Raw genomic sequence first — 17,577 nt, 5'->3', positions numbered from 1 at the left:
CGTGCTCGAGGGCGTACCTGTTCCACCATGGTACTGGCAGGACAGCGCAGATCCCGAGGATCGGGCACAAAAAACCGCCGCTACCTGCGGGTCGTCAGGCATCGCCGGGGGAGATGCCCAGACGCTGCAGGCGGACCGGGTCGGCCAGGATGTCGATCCGGACGATCTTCCCGCCCGCGACGGTGAACGCCATCACCGAGAACGTCCTCCCTCCGGGTGCGGTCACGACCCCGGGCGAGCCGTTCACCAGGGCGAGCCGGGCGAACGGAGCGAAACGCGAGAACGTGAGGGCCTGCTCGCCGACTGCGCGGGCTCCGCGCAGCACGTCGGACCCGTCGATGCCGCGATCGGCCCGCAGGACGATGTCCGGGTCGAGCAGCGCGAGGAGGTCGTCGAACCTGCCGCCCCGCGAGGCGGTCATGAACGCCGCGACCACCTCGCGCTGCCGGGTCGGGTCGGTCTCCGGGGCGGGCCCCGATCCCTGGACTCGCCGGCGCGCCCGGCTCGCGAGTTGCCGGGTCGCGGCGGGCGTGCGGTCGGCGATCGGGGCGATCTCGTCGAAGGGAAGGGCGAACATGTCGTGCAGCACGAAGGCGAGCCGCTCGGCGGGCGTCAGCGTGTCCAGAACCACCAGCAGTGCCAGGCCGACGGAGTCGCCCAGCACCGCCTCGTGCTCGGGATCGGTCCCGTCCACGTCGCGCACGATCGGATCCGGAACATGGACCTCCAGGGGATCCTCGCGCCGAGCCGTGCGGGATCGGAGCATGTCGAGGCAGACCCGCCCCACGACCGTCGTCAGCCAACCGCGCAGGTTCTGCACCTCGGACGTCTCGGCGCGACTGAATCGCAGCCAGCCCTCCTGTACGGCGTCCTCCGACTCGCTGATCGAGCCGAGCATCCGGTAGGCGACCGCCGACAGATGCGTCCGGTTCTCCTCGAAGCGGTGCGCCAGAACTTCTTCTGCGTCCATCTGTCACATTCTCCCGTCGCGGTTCGTCATGTCAGTGACCAACGAAAACAAGCCGGTGTGACATCTCACCACCCGAATACCTTTGGAGGCAGGCAATCATGAAAGCCCGGATGACCAACCCCGCGATGATCGTTCCCGACGCCATGAAGTCTCTGCTGGCACTGGGGAAGGCCACGGCGAAGGCGAACGTGCCGCCGGTGACCCACGCCCTCGTCCATCTGCGGTCGAGTCAGATCAACGGCTGCAGTGTGTGCGTGGACATGCACGCGCGTGAGCTGGAGAAGGAAGGGGAGACGAACCAGCGGATCTTCGCGGTGGCGGCGTGGCGGGAGGCCCCGTACTTCAGCGACGCCGAACGTGCGGCCCTCGCGCTGGCCGAGTCGATGACCCGGTTGAGCGATCGACCGGACCCGGTGCCCGACGAGGTGTGGGACGAGGCCGCCCGGCACTACGACGAGGAACAACTCGCGTCGCTGGTGCTGTCGATCGCCGGCGTGAACCTGTGGAACCGCATCAACGCCGCCACCCGGCAGGTCGCGGGCGAACAGTGGTGACAGGGGTGCCGCAACAGGGTTGACATACGAATCGCAGGTCGGAGAATGCATCTGACCTGCGATTCGCGGGATGATCCCGGCGGTGCCCTCGGTGAGACTCGAACTCACACTGGACGGGTTTTGAATCCGTTTCCTCTGCCAATTGGGATACGAGGGCGTGTTGCGCTGTACCACTGTAGAAGATCGCCGTCGGGAGTCAACCACCGGTACCCTTCTAACGTTCGCTCCCCGCGCCGGGGTCGTCCGAGCAGAGGAGAATGGTGGCCATGAACGCTCCCCAGCAGCACGGTGTGCCGTCGCGGCCGCGACGTGTCGTGGTGGCCGAGGACGAGGCGCTGATCAGGCTCGATCTGGTCGAGATGCTGCGGGAAGAGGGCTACGACGTGGTCGGTGAGGCGGGCGACGGGCAGGCCGCCGTCGATCTGGCGGTGGAGCTGAAACCCGACCTCGTGATCATGGACGTGAAGATGCCCCGCCGCGACGGCATCGACGCGGCCTCCGAGATCGCGGCGAAACGTATTGCGCCCGTGGTCATTCTCACAGCGTTCAGTCAGCGCGAGCTGGTGGAGCGGGCGCGCGACGCCGGGGCGATGGCCTATCTCGTCAAGCCGTTCTCCACGGCCGACCTGGTGCCCGCGGTCGAGTTGGCAGCCAGCCGGTTCAAGGAGGTGACCGCGCTCGAGCGGGAGATCTCCGATCTGTCCGAGCGGCTGGAGACCCGCAAGATCGTCGAGCGGGCCAAGGGTGTGCTGATGGACAAGCAGTCCTTGACCGAGCCCGAGGCGTTCAAGTGGATCCAGCGGGCCGCGATGGACCGCCGGTCGACGATGAAGGCGGTCGCGCAGGTGGTGCTCGAGACCCTCGGCGGGGAAGCCCCCACCAGCTGACTTCGGCGAGATCGGCGGCAGCCGACGCGTTTTCGCCCGGGCCGGCATCCGTTGGTGGCGGGTCGGTCGCCGGCGGCTCGGGCCGCGTCCGATCGGCTGGGTGCCGTCGGTGTCCGTCCGTAGAGGTTGTGGGCGCTTGACGCTCGCCACGCTACGGCTGCGTAAACACTCGTCGTATTCAGATCACAGTAAGGTCACGAGCCTTTCCGGACCGATCGCGAAAGCCGCCGGACCGCTAGCGTCTGATCCCATAGCGGACGCCGACTCGGGTGGCGCCCGCACACAGGTGATCTAAGGAGAGTTTGGATGGCTAAACGGACCCTCGTGCGGGCGGCCGCGGTTCTCGGCGCGGCATCTCTCGCACTGGCAGGTTGTAGTTCGGACAGTGGCGACGACTCCGCGAGCGGGAGTGACAGCTCTGCCTCGGCCACCACGGTTTCCACCGACTGCACCCCCGAAGAAGCGGCGGCAGCGGGTGCCCCGTCCACGGCGCCGCTGAAGATCGGTACCCTGCTCCCCGACACGGGAAGCCTCTCCTTCCTCGGACCGCCGATGGTGGCGGGCACCCAGCTCGGCGTCAACGACGTCAACGCGGCGGGCGGGGTTCTCGGCCAGCCCGTCCAGCTGATTCCCGGCGATTCGGGCGACACCACCACCGACACGGCGAACACCACCGTGGACCGGGAACTGGCCGCGGGCACCCAGGTGATCATCGGTGCGGCGTCGTCGTCGGTGTCGCTGAAGGTCATCGACAAGGTGTCCAGCGCCGGCGTCGTGATGTTCTCCCCGGCCAACACGTCCGACCAGTTCGTCTGCTACCCGGACAAGGGGCAGTACTTCCGCACCGCCCCCACCGACGTCCTGCAGGCTCAGGCTGTGTCGCAACTCATCTCGGACGACGGCGGTCAGCGCGTGTCCATCCTGGCCCTCAACGACCCGTACGGCACCGGGCTCGCCGACAACATCCAGAAGAACCTCGTCGACGCGGGCATCCCCGAGGACCAGATCCAGAAGATCATCTACGACCCCAACGCGCAGTCGTTCAACTCCGAGGTCGACCAGGTCAAGGATTTCGCGCCCGACGCCGTCGCGGTGGTGGGATTCGAGGAGTCGGCCAAGATCATCACCCGGATGCACGAGGTCGGCATCGGCCCGTCCGACGGCATGAAGGTCTACGGCGTGGACGGCAACATGGGTAACGCGCTCGGCGAGTCGGTGGCGGCGCCGCTGCTCGACGGCATGCAGGGCACGACTCCGCTCACCGATGTCGGCCCGGCCTTCCAGGATCGTCTCAAGGGCATCAACCCGGGGCTGATCGACTTCAACTACGCCGGCGAGTCCTACGACGCCGTGGTCGTTGCCTCGCTCGCCGCGGAAGCCGCGAAGTCGACGGCGGGTCGCGACATCGCCGCGAACATCAACAATGTCACCGAGGGCGGCACGCCGTGCACGTCGTACCAGGAATGCCTGCCGCTCGTGCAGGCCGGAACGGACATCGACTACAACGGCATCACCGGCAAACTCGACTTCGCCGCCGCCGGTGAGCCGTCCATCGGTTCGTACGGCAAGCTGAAGTTCGGTGCCGACAACAAGCTGACGACGGACGGGTACATCGTCGTCGGCGGATGATGGCACTCGCCTGAAACGCACTGTGGGCCAGGGAGACCTGGCCCACAGTCGTGTCCGGAGGTGCTGTGACTACTTCTTCTCCTGGCTGCCCGCGAGGGTGCCGAGGTACAACTCGATCACCTTCGGGTCGTGCATCAGGTTGGGCCCCGAGTCGGTGTAGGCGTTGCGGCCCTGGTCGAGGACGTAGCCGCGGTCGCAGATCTGCAGGCACCGCCGGGCGTTCTGTTCCACCATGATCACCGAGACACCCGCCGCGTTGATCCGCTTGCAGCGGATGAACACCTCGTCCTGGAACATCGGGGAGAGCCCGGCGGACGGCTCGTCGAGCAGCAGCACGGACGGATCCATCATCAGTGCCCGACCCATGGCGACCATCTGCCGCTCACCGCCGGACAGGGCGCCCGCCTTCACCTTCTTCCGCTCGACGAGCAGCGGGAACAGGTCGCCGACGAACGCGAACCTCTCCGCGAAGAGCTTGGGGCGCAGATACATCCCCATCTCGAGGTTTTCCTCGATGGTGAGCGAGGGAAAGACGTTCTGCGTCTGCGGGACGTAGCCGACGCCCTTCTGCACCAGGACGTGGGCGGGTTGGGACGTGATGTCCTCACCGCGCAGGGTCACCGAGCCCTCACGCACGGGGATCAACCCGAACAGTGACTTCAGAAGCGTGGACTTCCCGGCGCCGTTGGGGCCGATGATGCCGACGATCTCACCCTCGCGCAGGAAGAAGTTGCATTCGCGGAGGATGTTGACGCCGGGGATGTAGCCGGCCACCACGCCGTCCGCGCGGACGAGGGCACCCTCGGCGAGCCGGGCGTGCTCCTCGGGTGTGGCCGCGAATTCTGCTGGGGTCGGTTCGGTCATGGGGTCTCACGCCTCAGCTCGGTGATGTCGGGTTCGGAGAGGTCGCCGCCGGTCTCGAGGGTTTCGGCCTCGGCGCTCTCGAGTGCCTCGGCGAGGACGGCGGTCGCGCCCACCGGATTCCCCTCGTCGTCGAATTCGAGTGCCTGATCGTGGTGGCTCCCGAGGTACGCGTCGACGACCGCGGTGTTGGACGAGAGGTGTTCCGGGGTGGACTCGGCGATCACACTGCCCTGCGCCATCACCACCACCCAGTCGCTGATGTCGCGGATGACGTCCATGTCGTGTTCGACGAACACGACGGTCATGCCCTCGTCCCGTAGCGATTTGATGTGGCCGAGCAGGCTCTGGGTGAGCGCCGGGTTGACGCCGGCCATCGGCTCGTCCAGCATCACCACGGTCGGCTCGGTCATCAGCGCCCGCGCCATCTCGAGCAGTTTGCGCTGACCGCCGGACAGCGAACCGGCGAGATCGTCGGATTTGGTGTCGAGCTTGAACCGCGCGAGCAGTTCGTTCGCCCGTTCGGTGACGGCGCGTTCCTGCGCCTTCCACGTCCACGGCAGCAGAGTGTTGACGATCCTCTCGCCGCGTTGCCCGGTGGCGCCGAGCCGCACGTTGTCGAGCACCGTCAGCTTCGACAGCGCCTTCGTCAGCTGGAACGTGCGGACGACGCCGCGACGGGCCACCTGGTGCGGATACATCCGGCCGAGCGATTGGCCGTCCATGGACCACGTGCCGCTGTCCGGCCTGTCGAAGCCGGTGAGCAGGTTGAACAGGGTGGTCTTCCCGGCGCCGTTCGGGCCGATCAGTCCGGTGATGCAGCCGCGCTGGATCTCCAGATGCGCCACGTCGACGGCCTTGAGACCGCCGAACGTCCGGGACACGTTGTCGACGAGGAGGATCGGGTCGGGTTTGGAGGCGCCGGGGGAGTGCGGGACGTCGGTGAAGATCGACGCCCGTTGCTCGGTGGTGAGCACGGTGTCGGTCTGCAGATGATCCGGCAGTCTGTGGTCAGGCATTGAGCTGCACCTCCCGCTTGTTGCCCAGTATGCCCTGCGGCCGGAAGATCATGAGTACCGCGATCATGATGCCGAGCAGGACGAACCGCATGGCCCCGACCTGCTGTTCCGTCAGCGGCAGCAGCGGCTCCGGACCGGAGATGGCCTGGCGCAGCAAGGCGTCCGGGATGGCCAGCAGGAACCAGAACAGCATCGCGCCGACCACCGGTCCGAAGACGGTGGCCGCGCCGCCGAGGATGAGGGCGCCGAACGCGAAGAACGTCTGGGCGGTGGAGTAGAAGTCGGGGTTGATCGACTTGGTCTGCAGTGCGTTGAACACACCGCCGAGCCCGCCGATCATGCCGCCGAGGACGAGGGCCTGCATCTTGTAGACGAAAACGTTCTTGCCGAGGGCGCGCGCGGCGTCCTCGTCCTCGCGGACGGCCTTGAGGACGCGGCCCCACGGGCTGTGCGTGAGGAGGTACACGAACCCGCACAGCACCAGGACGAGAGTCCAGCCGACGACCATCGACCACAGGTCGTCGCCGTAGAACTTCACGCCGAGGAAGTTGTACTGCTTGCCGGAGTCGAACGGGCTGAGCGTGGTGAACGGATCGGCGAAGCCGAACAGGCCGTTGGTGGAGCCGGTGATCGAATCCGAAGCGGTGGAGCGGAATATCAGCCGCAGGATCTCGGACGCGGCGATCGTGACGATGGCGAGGTAGTCCGCGCGCAATCGGAGCGTCGGGATACCGAGGACGACGGCGAGCAGTCCGGCGGCGGCGAGACCGACGAGGATGCCGACCCACAGTGGCTGCTGGTAGGTGACGGTCATGATCCCGACGCCGTAGCCGCCGAGGAGTGCGAAACCGATCTGACCGAAGTTCAGCAGCCCGGCGTAGCCGAAGTGCAGGTTGAGGCCGATCGCCAGCAGTGCGTAGAAGATCGCCGACGGGCCGATCAGCTGGGCGAGCGAGACCTGGAGTGCTCCTGTGATGTCCATGCCCTCACCCGATCCTTTGCCGGCTGCCGAGAATGCCCTGAGGCCGGACGACCAGGATGACGATCAAGATGAGCAGTCCTCCGATGTACTTGAGGTCGGGGTTGATCACCAGCGTCGACAGCTGGACGAGCAGGCCGACGATCACGCAGCCGAGCAGCGCGCCGTAGGCGGTGCCGAGCCCGCCGAGCGTGATGCCGGCGAACATCAGCAGCAGGAGTTTGAAACCCATCTCCCACTGCACGCGGCCGCCGAGTTCGGAGATGCCGAACAGGACGCCGCCGAGCGCGGCCAGGCCGCCGCCGAGCCCCCACACGAAGCGGATCACCCGTTCGACGTCGATGCCGGAGGACGCCGCCAGGTCGCGGTTGTCGGACACGGCGCGCATGGCCTTGCCGATGCGCGTCTTCTGCAGCAGCAGGGCCACTCCGACGAGGACGACGAGGCTGATGCCGATGCACACGAGGTTGGCGTCGGTGATCGCGATCGGCCCCCAGTGCCGCTCCACCTGGGCCTGGTAGTCGACGAACGGCTCCGCGCGATCGGAGAAGAAGATCAGGATCAGGTAGCGCAGGGAGATCGCGAGCCCGATCGACACCACCAGCTGGGCTATCAGACCGGTCTTGCGTTTTCGCAGCGGTTTCCAGATCGCGGCATTGTTCAGCAGGCCGATCAGGATCCCCACGAACACCGCGAGGACGGTGGCCGGGATCAGCTGCACACCGAGCGTCACGTTGATCACCCACGCCGCGACCGCGCCGAGGGTGACGAGTTCGCCGTGCGCGAAGTTCGTCAGGCCGGTGGTGCCGTAGATCAGGCTGAGCCCGACGCCGGCGATGGCGATGACGAGACCGAACCGCAGCCCGTCGATGGTCTGCCGAATCAGCTTCTCGTAGAACGGGACCCCGGAACCGGTCCGGGCCTCACCGAACGAGAAGATCACCGTGTTGGCGCGGCCGGCCACCACTTCACGCTCCACCGTGCCCTGCACGCTGACGTCGTCGGGCAGGGAGTCCGCGACGATCTCGAACGTGTACGTGCCGGGCGCGACCTGGAGTTCCCAGCGGCCGTTCGACTCCGACGTCGCCTTCGCCACCTCGGTGCCCGAGGCGTCGAGGGCGCGCACCTCGACGTCCGCGAGCCGTTCTCCGGCGTTGTTGAGGTTGCCGCTGACCCGCACCGCGTCGGCCGGTGGCGCCGGTTGCGCACTGGTCGCGGTCGGTGGGGGTGGTGGCGTGGGTTCCTGCGCCGCCGCGGGACCGCCGAAGGCGATCGCCGCGACGAGGCCGAGCAGGACGAGGACGAACGCACGGCCGAGTCGCCGGGTGACCGGACCTCGTCTCGTGTGTTTCCTCGCGGATGTCGGTCGCGTCCTCACTGCTGGGAGTCGCTTCCTCACGGTTGGGGCCACGCAGGTCCTCCGGGGACGTGTAGTCGGTCAGGAACGTGCGGCGACGGGCAGGGCTACCGCCCGTGCCGCAATTTCCGGACTCTAACGGCTCCGGTCGCGCGAAATGGGGTTCTCGGATTTCCGGCACGTTTCGGTTGGGTATCGAACCATCCGGCTGATCGGTGTCGGATCCGCTCCCTAGACTGGGCAACCGTGAGCCCTGCAACCACCCCCCGGTCCACCACGTCCCCCGCGTCCGGCGCAGCCGCGCCGTCCGACGATCGCCCCACCCTGATGCTGCTCGACGGCCATTCGCTGGCCTTCCGCGCGTTCTACGCCCTGCCCGCTGAGAACTTCAAGACGCACAGCGGTCAGGTCACCAACGCGGTCTACGGGTTCACGTCGATGTTGATCAACCTGTTGCGCGACGAACAGCCCACCCATGTGGCGGCGGCGTTCGACGTGTCCCGGCAGACGTTCCGGGCCGAGAAGTTCCCCGAGTACAAGGCCAATCGCAGCAAGGCTCCGGACGAGTTCAAGGGGCAGGTCGAGATCACCAAGGACGTCCTCGGTGCCCTGGGCATCCCGGTGATGGCCGAGGAGGGCTTCGAGGCCGACGACATCATCGCCACGCTCACCACCCAGGCGGAGGTGCTCGGGTACCGCGTTCTCGTGGTGACCGGTGACCGGGACTCGCTCCAGCTGGTCACCGACGGGGTGACGGTGCTCTACCCGAAGAAGGGCGTCTCGGACCTCACCCGGTTCACGCCCGCGGCGGTCGAGGAGAAGTACGGGCTCACACCTGCGCAGTACCCCGACTTCGCGGCCCTGCGCGGCGACCCGAGCGACAACCTGCCGGGCATCCCCGGGGTGGGGGAGAAGACCGCCACCAAGTGGATCAAGGAATACGGCGACCTCGTCGGCCTGGTCGACAACGTCGACAAGGTTCGCGGGAAGGTCGGCGACGCGTTGCGGGAGAATCTGCCGAACGTCCTGCTCAACCGGGAGCTCACCGAGATGGTGCGGGACGTCCCGTTGCCGTACACCCCGGACCAGCTGATGCTCGCGCAGTGGGATCGGGAGAAGATCCACGCGCTGTTCGACGACCTCGAGTTCAAGGTGCTGCGCGACCGGCTGTTCGCCACGCTCGCCCCGGTCGAAGCCGAGGCGGAGGAAGGCTTCGAGGTGCGCGGCAGCGCGCTCGACCCCGGCGCAGTCGGGGACTGGCTGTCGGCGCACGCGTCGGCGGGCGAGCGGTCCGGTGTGTCGGTGGTCGGCACCCGCACCCCGTACGGCGGTGACGTGACGGCGATCGCGATCGCGTCCGCCGACGGCGAGGGCGCGTACATCGCCACCGCGTCCGCCACCCCGGAGGACGAGAAGGCGCTCGGCGACTGGCTCGCGGACGCGACCCAGCCGAAGGCCCTGCACGAGGCCAAGTGGGCGATGCACGCGCTGCGCGGACGCGGCTGGGTGCTCGGCGGTCTCACCAGCGACACCGCGCTGGCGGCGTACCTGGTGCGCCCGGGCCAGCGGACGTTCAACCTCGACGACCTGTCGCTGCGCTACCTGCGCAGGGAACTGCGAGTGGAGGAGACCGGGCAGGAGCAGCTGTCGCTGCTCGACGACGCGGATCAGGTCGACGCCGAAGCCGCCGAGGCCGAGATCCTCAGTGCCCGCGCCGTCCTCGACCTCGCGGCGGCGCTCGACACGGAACTCGAGAACATCGAGTCGACGGCCCTGCTGTCCGAGATGGAGCTGCCTCTGCTGGCGGTGCTGGCCGACATCGAGGCGTCCGGTATCGCCGTCGACGGCGACCATCTGGACGACCTGCAGAGCCGGTTCGCGGGCGAGGTGTCCGAGGCGGCGGAGGCGGCCTACGGGGTCATCGGCAAGCAGATCAACCTCGGGTCACCCAAGCAGCTGCAGGTCGTGCTGTTCGACGAGCTGGAGATGCCCAAGACGAAGAAGACGAAGACCGGCTACACGACGGACGCCGAGGCGCTGCAGAACCTGTTCGAGAAGACGTCGCACCCGTTCCTCGAGCACCTTCTCGCGCACCGCGACGCGACGCGGCTGAAGGTGACCGTCGACGGTCTGCTGAAGACGGTCGCCGAGGACGGGCGGATCCACACGACGTTCAACCAGACGGTCGCCGCCACCGGCCGGCTGTCGTCCACCGAGCCCAACCTGCAGAACATCCCGGTGCGCACGGACGCGGGCCGTCAGATCCGCGACGGGTTCGTCGTCGGGGAGGGCTTCGACTCGCTGCTGACCGCCGACTACAGCCAGATCGAGATGCGGATCATGGCGCACGTGTCCGGTGACGAGGGGCTGATCGAGGCGTTCAACACCGGCGAGGACCTGCACAGTTTCGTCGGCGCGCGCGCGTTCGGCGTGCCGATCGAGGAGGTCACCCCCGAACTGCGCCGCCGCGTGAAGGCGATGTCGTACGGGCTGGCGTACGGGCTCAGCGCGTTCGGTCTGGCGGCGCAGCTCAAGATCTCGACGGAAGAGGCCAAATCGCAGATGGAGGCGTACTTCGCCCGGTTCGGCGGGGTGCGTGACTACCTGCACGAGGTCGTCGAACAGGCCCGCAAGGACGGCTACACGTCGACGCTGTACGGGCGCCGCCGCTACCTGCCCGACCTCACCAGCGACAACCGCCAGCGGCGGGAGGTCGCCGAGCGGGCCGCGCTCAACGCCCCCATCCAGGGCACGGCCGCCGACATCATCAAGGTCGCGATGATCGACGTGCAGCGCTCACTGCGTGAGGCGGGCCTGAAGTCGCGCATGCTGTTGCAGGTGCACGACGAACTGGTGCTCGAGGTCGTCGAAACGGAACGGGACCGGGTGGAACATCTGGTCCGCGACAAGATGGCCTCGGCCATCGAACTGTCGGTGCCGCTCGACGTGTCCGTCGGCACCGGTCGCAGCTGGGACGCCGCCGCGCACTAGGCGGCGGCGGTCGTCCGCTCGGTTCGGCCGCGGCGGTCCTCCGCCTTATTCGGCGGGGGCCTGCTCGGCGATCTGCTTGCGCACCTCGTCCATGTCGAGGGCCTTGACCTGCGTGAGAAGATCCTCGAGCGCCGCGGGCGGCAGCGCACCCGGCTGACTGAACACCAGCACACCCTCGCGGAACGCCATGATGGTCGGGATCGAGCGGATGTTCGCGGCCGCGGCGATGCCCTGCTCCGCCTCGGTGTCGACCTTGGCGTGCACGACGTCGGGGTGCTGCTCCGACGAGGCCTCGAAGGTGGGGGCGAACGAGCGGCACGGTCCGCACCACGATGCCCAGAAGTCGACCAGAACGACGTCGTTGCCGGTCACGGTCTCGTCGAAGTTCTGCTGAGTCAGAGTCTTGGTGGCCACGAGGGTCCTTTCGATCGGTGGGTCTGCCTGTGCAACGCCGCGTCGCCGTCGATTCTTCCCTGCGGGTTTCTCAGCCGGTGCGCTCCGTGTCGCGGAACGTGCGGCGGTACGCCTGCGGGGTGGTGTGGCGCAGCCGCAGGAAATGCTGCCGCAGCACCGCGCCACCGCCGAAGCCGACGCGTTCGGCGATCACGTCGACCGAGAGGTCCGAGTTCTCGAGCAGGTGCTGCGCGGCCAGCACCCGCTGGTCGCCGAGCCAGCGGGCCGGGGTGGTCCCGGTCTCGGCCTGGAATCGTCGCGCGAACGTCCGGGGCGACATGTTGGCCTTGGCGGCCACCGCGGTCACCGTGAGGTCGAGGGCGAGGTGTTCGGTCATCCAGTCGAGTAGCGGCCCGAGGGTGTCGATCGTCGTCGACGGCAGCGGCATCGCCACGTACTGGGCCTGGCCGCCGTCGCGGTGCGGCGGGACGACCATGCGCCGGGCGATCACGTTGGCCACCTTGCTGCCCTGTTCCTTGCGCACGATGTGCAGGCACAGATCGATGCCGGCGGCGGTGCCGGCGCTGGTGAGGACCGGATCGTCGTCGACGTAGAGAACATTCGGGTCGACGGTGGCCGCCGGGTGGAGTTCGGCGAGCCGCCGGGCGTGCCGCCAGTGGGTGGTGCACTTGCGTCCGTCCAGCAGTCCGGCGGCCCCGAGCACGAACGCGCCGCTGCACAGGCTGGCGACCTTGGCGCCGCGGTCCACCGCGGCCCGGAGTTTGCCGAGGAGGGGATCCATGTGCGGGGCGGGCTCCTTCGCGCACAGGTAGGAGCCGTCCTCCTCGGCGTAGGTGCCGCCTGCGGGGACGACGATGAGGTCGGCGTCGTCGAGCCGGTCGAGGTCGTACGGGACGTCGATGCCGTATCCGAAACGGGTGCGGATGGGTTCCGGCGAGCCGGCGACGAGGGAGAAGTCGTAGGTGGGCAGGCCGTCGTCGGATCGGTCGAAACCGAACACCTCGCAGGCGACGCCGAGTTCGAACGCCTCGGTGAGCGGCATGAGGGGCACCACGACCTTGTTCAGCACACATCCATAATGGCAGAAAAACGATCAACTATGTCGTTTCTGCCACTTTTGTTCGGAGGCCGGGGCAACCAGGCTGAATGTATGACAATCCTGGTCGTGGTACTCCTCGTGTTCCTGGCGCTCGACGCGCTGGCGCTCGCCGGCCGCACGCCCGACACCCACAACGAAGTCATCCAGCACGGAAACTTCCGGTTTTGAGAGGAAACCCGGCGGTCCGGTACGCGGGCACGGCGCTCGCCTGGGCCGCGAGTTCCCTCTTTGTCACCCAACGGTCTTCGCGCAAGGCCGCCGCCACACTCACCGCGCACACGCCGTGATCACGGGGGTGCCGTGACCACCCACTCGCGCTTGGCGTCCCCGTCCCACCGGCGCACCACCGAGGCCCGGCCGACGATGTCGCCGCCGTCGAGCAACCGCGCGGCCTCCGGAATCTGATCCGCAGGCAGTCGCCGCGCGAGGGTCACGTGCGGCGTCCATTCGCCGGGGCGGATGTGCGGCGTGACCTCCGTGGCGTGTTCCGCGAGATCGAACACGCTGCGGTGCAGGGACAACAGGGCCTTCGACGGCACCACCAACCGGGACAGTGTGACGTGCCTGCCGCCGAACATCACGAGCCCGCCCAGCCGGATGTGGAACGAGGGCGTCGCGATCCGGCGGCCCAGTAGTTCGTCGATCTCGGGCGGGATGTGGCGTGCCACGAACAGGGTGATGTGGGGCCGATTCGATTCGGCGCGAACCCGGGTGCGGCTGGGCATCCCCGCATCCCACAGGCGTTGCCACTCGGCGCGTACCGCGACGTCGGTCGCTTCGTCGAACAGCAGTTCCACCGACTGGACCATGGTAGGCAATGATGGCCTCATGAGCGGTGCTACGGCAAACATTTCCGGTACCCGGATCGGGGTGCTCCCCGGCGACGGCATCGGTCACGAGATCGTTCCGGCAACCCGGCGGGTGGTCTCGTCCGCGGTCACCGCGGCGGGAGGCGGCGACGTCGACTGGGTGGAACTGCCGCTCGGCCTCGGCGCCATCGAGTCGCACGGAACGCCGATCCCCGACTCCACGCTGTCCGCGCTCGACGAACTCGATGCCTGGATCCTCGGTCCGCACGACAGCGCCGCCTACCCGGAGCCGTTCCGCGGCAGGCTGACCCCCGGCGGGGTGGTGCGCAAGCGTTTCGATCTGTTCGCCAACATCCGCCCCGCGCGCTCGCTCGAGGGCGTCGCCTCGACGGTGCCGGACATGGACCTCGTGATCGTCCGGGAGAACACCGAAGGCTTGTACGCGGACCGCAACATGTTCGCCGGCAGCGGCGAGTTCATGCCGACTCCCGACGTGGCGCTGGCCGTCGGCGTCGTGACGAGGCGGGCGTGTGAGCGCATCGCGCACACCGCATTCGCACTGGCGCGTACGCGGAGTCGCCACGTCACGATCGTGCACAAGGCCAACGTGCTGACGATGACCACCGGACTGTTCCGCGACGTCTGCCGGGAGGTGGGGGAGAGCCACTACCCGGATGTGCGGATCGACGACGAGCACGTCGACGCCATGACCGCGCACCTCGTCCGTAGGGGGCGCGACTTCGACGTCGTGGTGACGGAGAACATGTTCGGCGACATCCTGTCGGACCTGACGGGCGAGCTGTCGGGCTCGCTCGGCACGGCGCCGTCGATCAACAGTTCCGAGACCAAGGTGATGGCGCAGGCGGCGCACGGAGCCGCCCCCGACATCGCGGGCCGCAACCGGGCCAATCCGACAGCCCTGATGCTGTCGGCCGCGATGATGCTCGAGTGGCTCGGGGACCGCCGCGCCGACCGGCATCTGGGCGGTGCGGCCCACCGTATCCGGGAGGCGGTCCGTGCGACGATCGCCTCCGGAGTCGCCACGGCTGACCTGGGTGGACTCGCGTCGACCAGCGAGTTCACCGAGACCGTCCTCGCCCGGACACTGCGTCGCTGAAACCGCCGCCACGGGCCGGGTCAGGCCGTTAATGTTCGGTAACGACGTCCGCAGTTGCGGGTGTCGTGACCTACCGTTCGACTATTCGGAGTTCGAGAGTTCTCCGTCGCCGTAGCTCGCTCGGTGCACCACGATTCTTGGAGGACATGCCAGTGTCTGGTCGATCCGTCTTCGCGCGAGGCCGAGTGGCCCGCACCATCTGTGCGCTGGCGGGTGGCAGTGCCCTGCTGCTCGCCGGCTGCGCCAGCAACACCGAGGGCGGCGGCTCGCCGTCCGGAGAAGACACCGTCGCCGTGGAAGTCGACAAGGTGGATGCCATCGCGGCGACCCTGCCGGAGAAGATCGCTTCGTCCGGCAAGATCATCGTCGGCGTCAACATTCCCTACTCGCCCAACGAGTTCAAGGATCCGAGCGGGAAGATCGTCGGCTTCGACGTCGACCTCGTGGACGCCGTGAGCAAGGTCCTCGGCGTGACACCGGAGTACACCGAGGCGGACTTCGACAAGATCATCCCGTCGATCCAGGCCGGCAGCTACGACATGGGAATGTCGTCGTTCACGGACACCAAGGAACGCGAGCAGTCGGTCGACTTCACCACCTACTTCAGCGCCGGAGTGCAGTGGGCGCAGCCCGCCGGGAAGTCCGTCGACCCCAACAACGCGTGCGGCCTTCGGGTGGGCGTGCAGACCACCACCATCGAGGATCTCGAGGAGGTGCCCGCCAAGAGCGCCGCGTGCGTCGCCGCCGGTAAGCCGCCGATCGAGATCGTGAAGTTCGACAGCCAGGACGACGCGGCCAACGCCGTCGCTCTCGGCAAGGTCGACGCGATGTCCGCCGACTCGCCCGTCACCGCGTACGCGATCAAGCAGAGCGAGGGCAAGATCGAGGCTGCGGGCGAGGTCTTCGACGCCGCGCCGTACGGCTGGCCCGTCGCGAAGGGCTCGCCCCTCGCGCAGACCCTGCAGCAGGCGCTGCAGCACCTCATCGACGACGGCACCTACCGGACGATCGCGGAGAACTGGGGTGTCGAGGCGGGCGTCATCACCACGTCTCAGATCAACGGCGCCACGAGCTGAGCGGTTGACGAGTGTCTGACGTGGAGAAGGCTCCGGACCGGTCCGGCACCGAGACGGGCCAGGAACCGGAACCGATCAAGGCGATCCCGCTGCGGCGGCCCGGCCGGTGGATCGCCGCGATCGTCGTCGGTCTGCTGCTGGTGCTGTTCGTCAACGGTGCGCGCACCAACGAGGCGTACCGCTGGGACATCTACGCCCGCTACCTGTTCGATGCGCGGATCTCGGCGGCGGCGTGGAACACCATCCAGCTGACGATCCTGTCGATGGCCATCGCCATCATCCTGGGTGTCGTCCTCGCCGTCATGCGGCTGTCGCCGAACCCGGTTCTGAAGGCGGCGTCGTGGGGGTACCTGTGGATCTTCCGCGGCACCCCGGTCTACGTGCAGTTGGTGTTCTGGGGACTGTTCCCGTCCATCTACAAGCAGTTGGATCTGGGGATCCCCTTCGTTCACCAGTTCGTGCACATCGACCTGCAGGGAATCAACGCGGCGTTCCTGTTCGCGGTGATCGGGCTGGGACTGAACGAGGCCGCGTACATGGCCGAGATCGTCCGCGCCGGCGTGAACTCGGTCGCCGAGGGGCAGACCGAGGCGTCGGTGGCACTCGGCATGACGTGGTCGCAGACCATGCGCCGCACGGTGCTGCCGCAGGCCATGCGGGTGATCATTCCGCCCACCGGCAACGAGCTGATCAGCATGCTGAAGACGACCTCGCTGGTCACGGCGGTGCCGTACAGCCTGGAGTTGTACGGACGTGCCAGGGACATCTCGGGCGCGAACTTCCAGCCCATCCCGCTGCTGATGGTGGCCGCCACCTGGTACCTCGCCATCACGAGCCTGCTCATGATCGGCCAGTTCTACCTGGAGCGGTACTACTCGAAGGGTGCGTCCCGCAAACTCACCCCGCGGCAACTGCAGGCGCTCGCCGACGCGCAGGGCAAGCCGCTGGTGATCGAACCCGGTCCCGAGACCCTGCCCGACACACCCGGAGGGGAGCGAAAATGACGCCGATGGTCAAGGCGGACCGGGTCTGCAAGAACTTCGGGGCGCTGAAGGTGCTCAAGGGTGTGTCGCTGGAGATCGACCCCGGCCAGGTGCTGTGCCTGGTCGGGCCGTCCGGCTCGGGGAAGTCGACGTTCCTGCGGTGCATCAATCACCTCGAGCAGGTGAACGCCGGCAGGCTGTACGTCGACGGCGAGATCGTCGGGTACTCGGAGCGGGGCGGCAAGCTCTACGAACTCCACCCGAGGGCGGCAGCGAAGCAACGCCGGGACATCGGGATGGTCTTCCAGCACTTCAATCTGTTCCCGCACCGGACTGCGCTGGAGAACATCATCGAGGCGCCCATCCAGGTGAAGAAGCTGAGCAGGAAGAAGGCGCTCGAACGGGCACGGGATCTCCTCGACCAGGTGGGCCTGAGTGAGAAGGCGGACGCGTACCCCGCGCAGTTGTCGGGCGGTCAGCAGCAGCGGGTCGCCATCGCCCGGGCGCTGGCGATGGACCCCAAGCTGATGCTCTTCGACGAGCCGACGTCCGCCCTCGATCCGGAGTTGGTCGGGGAGGTGCTCACCGTGATGAAGGATCTCGCGGCGGGCGGCATGACCATGGTCGTCGTCACCCACGAGATGGGTTTCGCCCGCGAGGTGGCAGACCAGCTGGTGTTCATGGATGCCGGTGTCGTCGTCGAATCGGGGAATCCCCGTGAGCTGCTCGCCAATCCGCAGCACGACCGCACGAAGTTGTTCTTGTCGAAACTGCTCTAGCCGGCCTCCGGTCCCGTGAGTACTTGTTAACCGCCGGCGGTTAACAAGTACTC

General features: G+C 67.7%; 16 protein-coding genes and 1 tRNA gene. 8 read left to right on the top strand and 9 right to left on the bottom strand.

What is annotated here, in order from left to right; translation table 11 throughout:
* Window positions 1-94: 94 nt before the first annotated feature.
* Window positions 95-970, bottom strand: coding sequence for a sigma-70 family RNA polymerase sigma factor (locus tag ACFTZB_RS09740; RefSeq protein WP_378431314.1), 876 nt, complete (start codon window positions 968-970; stop codon window positions 95-97).
* A 98-nt stretch (window positions 971-1,068) separates the two neighbouring features.
* Between ACFTZB_RS09740 and ACFTZB_RS09735 the strand changes: the two genes are divergently transcribed.
* On the top strand, window positions 1,069-1,524 hold the full coding sequence (locus ACFTZB_RS09735; RefSeq protein WP_378431313.1) for a carboxymuconolactone decarboxylase family protein: 456 nt from the start codon (window positions 1,069-1,071) through the stop codon (window positions 1,522-1,524).
* Window positions 1,525-1,607: 83 nt separating this feature from the next.
* On the opposite strand, the gene ACFTZB_RS09730 is transcribed toward ACFTZB_RS09735, so the two are convergent.
* A tRNA-Leu gene (locus tag ACFTZB_RS09730) sits at window positions 1,608-1,681 on the bottom strand.
* Window positions 1,682-1,781: 100 nt separating this feature from the next.
* Between ACFTZB_RS09730 and ACFTZB_RS09725 the strand changes: the two genes are divergently transcribed.
* Window positions 1,782-2,411 (top strand): ANTAR domain-containing response regulator, encoded by a 630-nt coding sequence (locus ACFTZB_RS09725; RefSeq protein ID WP_378431312.1) that lies wholly within the window; start codon window positions 1,782-1,784, stop codon window positions 2,409-2,411.
* A 306-nt stretch (window positions 2,412-2,717) separates the two neighbouring features.
* A complete protein-coding gene (locus tag ACFTZB_RS09720) occupies window positions 2,718-4,040 on the top strand; it encodes an ABC transporter substrate-binding protein (protein ID WP_378431311.1) in 1,323 nt (440 codons plus the stop codon).
* A 69-nt stretch (window positions 4,041-4,109) separates the two neighbouring features.
* Here the strand turns inward: ACFTZB_RS09720 and ACFTZB_RS09715 are convergent, their stop codons facing one another.
* From ACFTZB_RS09715 to ACFTZB_RS09700, 4 genes are read right to left on the bottom strand one after another with little or no spacing between them, the layout of a single operon-like run.
* Window positions 4,110-4,904 (bottom strand): ABC transporter ATP-binding protein, encoded by a 795-nt coding sequence (locus ACFTZB_RS09715; RefSeq protein ID WP_378431310.1) that lies wholly within the window; start codon window positions 4,902-4,904, stop codon window positions 4,110-4,112.
* Complete coding sequence (locus ACFTZB_RS09710; RefSeq protein ID WP_378431309.1) at window positions 4,901-5,920, bottom strand: ABC transporter ATP-binding protein; 1,020 nt, start codon at window positions 5,918-5,920, stop codon at window positions 4,901-4,903. The genes ACFTZB_RS09715 and ACFTZB_RS09710 overlap by 4 nt, the downstream gene beginning before the upstream one ends.
* The gene (locus tag ACFTZB_RS09705; RefSeq protein WP_012687967.1) at window positions 5,913-6,902 is read right to left on the bottom strand and encodes a branched-chain amino acid ABC transporter permease; all 990 of its coding nucleotides are present in this window, start codon (window positions 6,900-6,902) and stop codon (window positions 5,913-5,915) included. Before ACFTZB_RS09705 ends, ACFTZB_RS09710 begins: the two co-directional genes overlap by 8 nt.
* 4 nt (window positions 6,903-6,906) lie before the next feature.
* Complete coding sequence (locus tag ACFTZB_RS09700) at window positions 6,907-8,277, bottom strand: branched-chain amino acid ABC transporter permease (RefSeq protein WP_378431308.1); 1,371 nt, start codon at window positions 8,275-8,277, stop codon at window positions 6,907-6,909.
* A gap of 225 nt (window positions 8,278-8,502) precedes the next feature.
* Between ACFTZB_RS09700 and polA the strand changes: the two genes are divergently transcribed.
* On the top strand, window positions 8,503-11,247 hold the full coding sequence (gene polA, locus ACFTZB_RS09695; protein WP_378431307.1) for a DNA polymerase I: 2,745 nt from the start codon (window positions 8,503-8,505) through the stop codon (window positions 11,245-11,247).
* Between the two features lie 45 nt (window positions 11,248-11,292).
* On the opposite strand, the gene trxA is transcribed toward polA, so the two are convergent.
* From trxA to ACFTZB_RS09680, 3 genes are all read right to left on the bottom strand, one after another.
* The gene (trxA, locus tag ACFTZB_RS09690) at window positions 11,293-11,661 is read right to left on the bottom strand and encodes a thioredoxin (protein ID WP_005260388.1); all 369 of its coding nucleotides are present in this window, start codon (window positions 11,659-11,661) and stop codon (window positions 11,293-11,295) included.
* Window positions 11,662-11,731: 70 nt separating this feature from the next.
* The gene (locus tag ACFTZB_RS09685; RefSeq protein ID WP_378431306.1) at window positions 11,732-12,730 is read right to left on the bottom strand and encodes a helix-turn-helix domain-containing protein; all 999 of its coding nucleotides are present in this window, start codon (window positions 12,728-12,730) and stop codon (window positions 11,732-11,734) included.
* A 317-nt stretch (window positions 12,731-13,047) separates the two neighbouring features.
* Window positions 13,048-13,569, bottom strand: coding sequence for a 2'-5' RNA ligase family protein (locus ACFTZB_RS09680; protein ID WP_095865283.1), 522 nt, complete (start codon window positions 13,567-13,569; stop codon window positions 13,048-13,050).
* Window positions 13,570-13,588: 19 nt separating this feature from the next.
* Here ACFTZB_RS09680 and ACFTZB_RS09675 point away from each other — a divergent pair, with 19 nt between their 5' ends.
* The 4 genes from ACFTZB_RS09675 (at window position 13,589) to ACFTZB_RS09660 (ending at window position 17,524) form a co-directional block, all read left to right on the top strand.
* Window positions 13,589-14,686, top strand: coding sequence for an isocitrate/isopropylmalate dehydrogenase family protein (locus ACFTZB_RS09675; RefSeq protein ID WP_378431305.1), 1,098 nt, complete (start codon window positions 13,589-13,591; stop codon window positions 14,684-14,686).
* 146 nt (window positions 14,687-14,832) lie between these two features.
* Window positions 14,833-15,762, top strand: a complete 930-nt coding sequence (locus tag ACFTZB_RS09670; protein ID WP_378431304.1) for an ABC transporter substrate-binding protein — start codon at window positions 14,833-14,835, stop codon at window positions 15,760-15,762.
* Window positions 15,763-15,782: 20 nt separating this feature from the next.
* On the top strand, window positions 15,783-16,766 hold the full coding sequence (locus ACFTZB_RS09665) for an amino acid ABC transporter permease (RefSeq protein ID WP_378431337.1): 984 nt from the start codon (window positions 15,783-15,785) through the stop codon (window positions 16,764-16,766).
* Window positions 16,763-17,524 carry an amino acid ABC transporter ATP-binding protein gene (locus ACFTZB_RS09660; protein ID WP_378431303.1) on the top strand — a complete coding sequence of 254 codons (762 nt, stop codon included), beginning with the start codon at window positions 16,763-16,765 and terminating at the stop codon, window positions 17,522-17,524. The genes ACFTZB_RS09665 and ACFTZB_RS09660 overlap by 4 nt, the downstream gene beginning before the upstream one ends.
* Window positions 17,525-17,577 lie beyond the last annotated feature (53 nt).

The sequence above is a fragment of the Rhodococcus sp. NPDC057014 genome, from assembly GCF_042673295.1.
Classification (GTDB): domain Bacteria; phylum Actinomycetota; class Actinomycetes; order Mycobacteriales; family Mycobacteriaceae; genus Rhodococcus_F.
This window is presented reverse-complemented; position numbering and strand designations above follow the sequence as displayed.

Bases quoted from the DNA above. Each gene is read 5' to 3' on its own strand.
- ACFTZB_RS09675 (WP_378431305.1), top strand. From the start codon at position 13,589: ATGAGCGGTGCTACGGCAAACATTTCCGGTACCCGGATCGGGGTGCTC.
- ACFTZB_RS09680 (WP_095865283.1), bottom strand. From the start codon at position 13,569: ATGGTCCAGTCGGTGGAACTGCTGTTCGACGAAGCGACCGACGTCGCG.
- ACFTZB_RS09705 (WP_012687967.1), bottom strand. From the start codon at position 6,902: ATGGACATCACAGGAGCACTCCAGGTCTCGCTCGCCCAGCTGATCGGC.
- ACFTZB_RS09720 (WP_378431311.1), top strand. From the start codon at position 2,718: ATGGCTAAACGGACCCTCGTGCGGGCGGCCGCGGTTCTCGGCGCGGCA.
- ACFTZB_RS09740 (WP_378431314.1), bottom strand. From the start codon at position 970: ATGGACGCAGAAGAAGTTCTGGCGCACCGCTTCGAGGAGAACCGGACG.
- ACFTZB_RS09710 (WP_378431309.1), bottom strand. From the start codon at position 5,920: ATGCCTGACCACAGACTGCCGGATCATCTGCAGACCGACACCGTGCTC.
- ACFTZB_RS09670 (WP_378431304.1), top strand. From the start codon at position 14,833: ATGCCAGTGTCTGGTCGATCCGTCTTCGCGCGAGGCCGAGTGGCCCGC.
- ACFTZB_RS09725 (WP_378431312.1), top strand. From the start codon at position 1,782: ATGGTGGCCATGAACGCTCCCCAGCAGCACGGTGTGCCGTCGCGGCCG.
- ACFTZB_RS09735 (WP_378431313.1), top strand. From the start codon at position 1,069: ATGAAAGCCCGGATGACCAACCCCGCGATGATCGTTCCCGACGCCATG.
- ACFTZB_RS09660 (WP_378431303.1), top strand. From the start codon at position 16,763: ATGACGCCGATGGTCAAGGCGGACCGGGTCTGCAAGAACTTCGGGGCG.
- ACFTZB_RS09715 (WP_378431310.1), bottom strand. From the start codon at position 4,904: ATGACCGAACCGACCCCAGCAGAATTCGCGGCCACACCCGAGGAGCAC.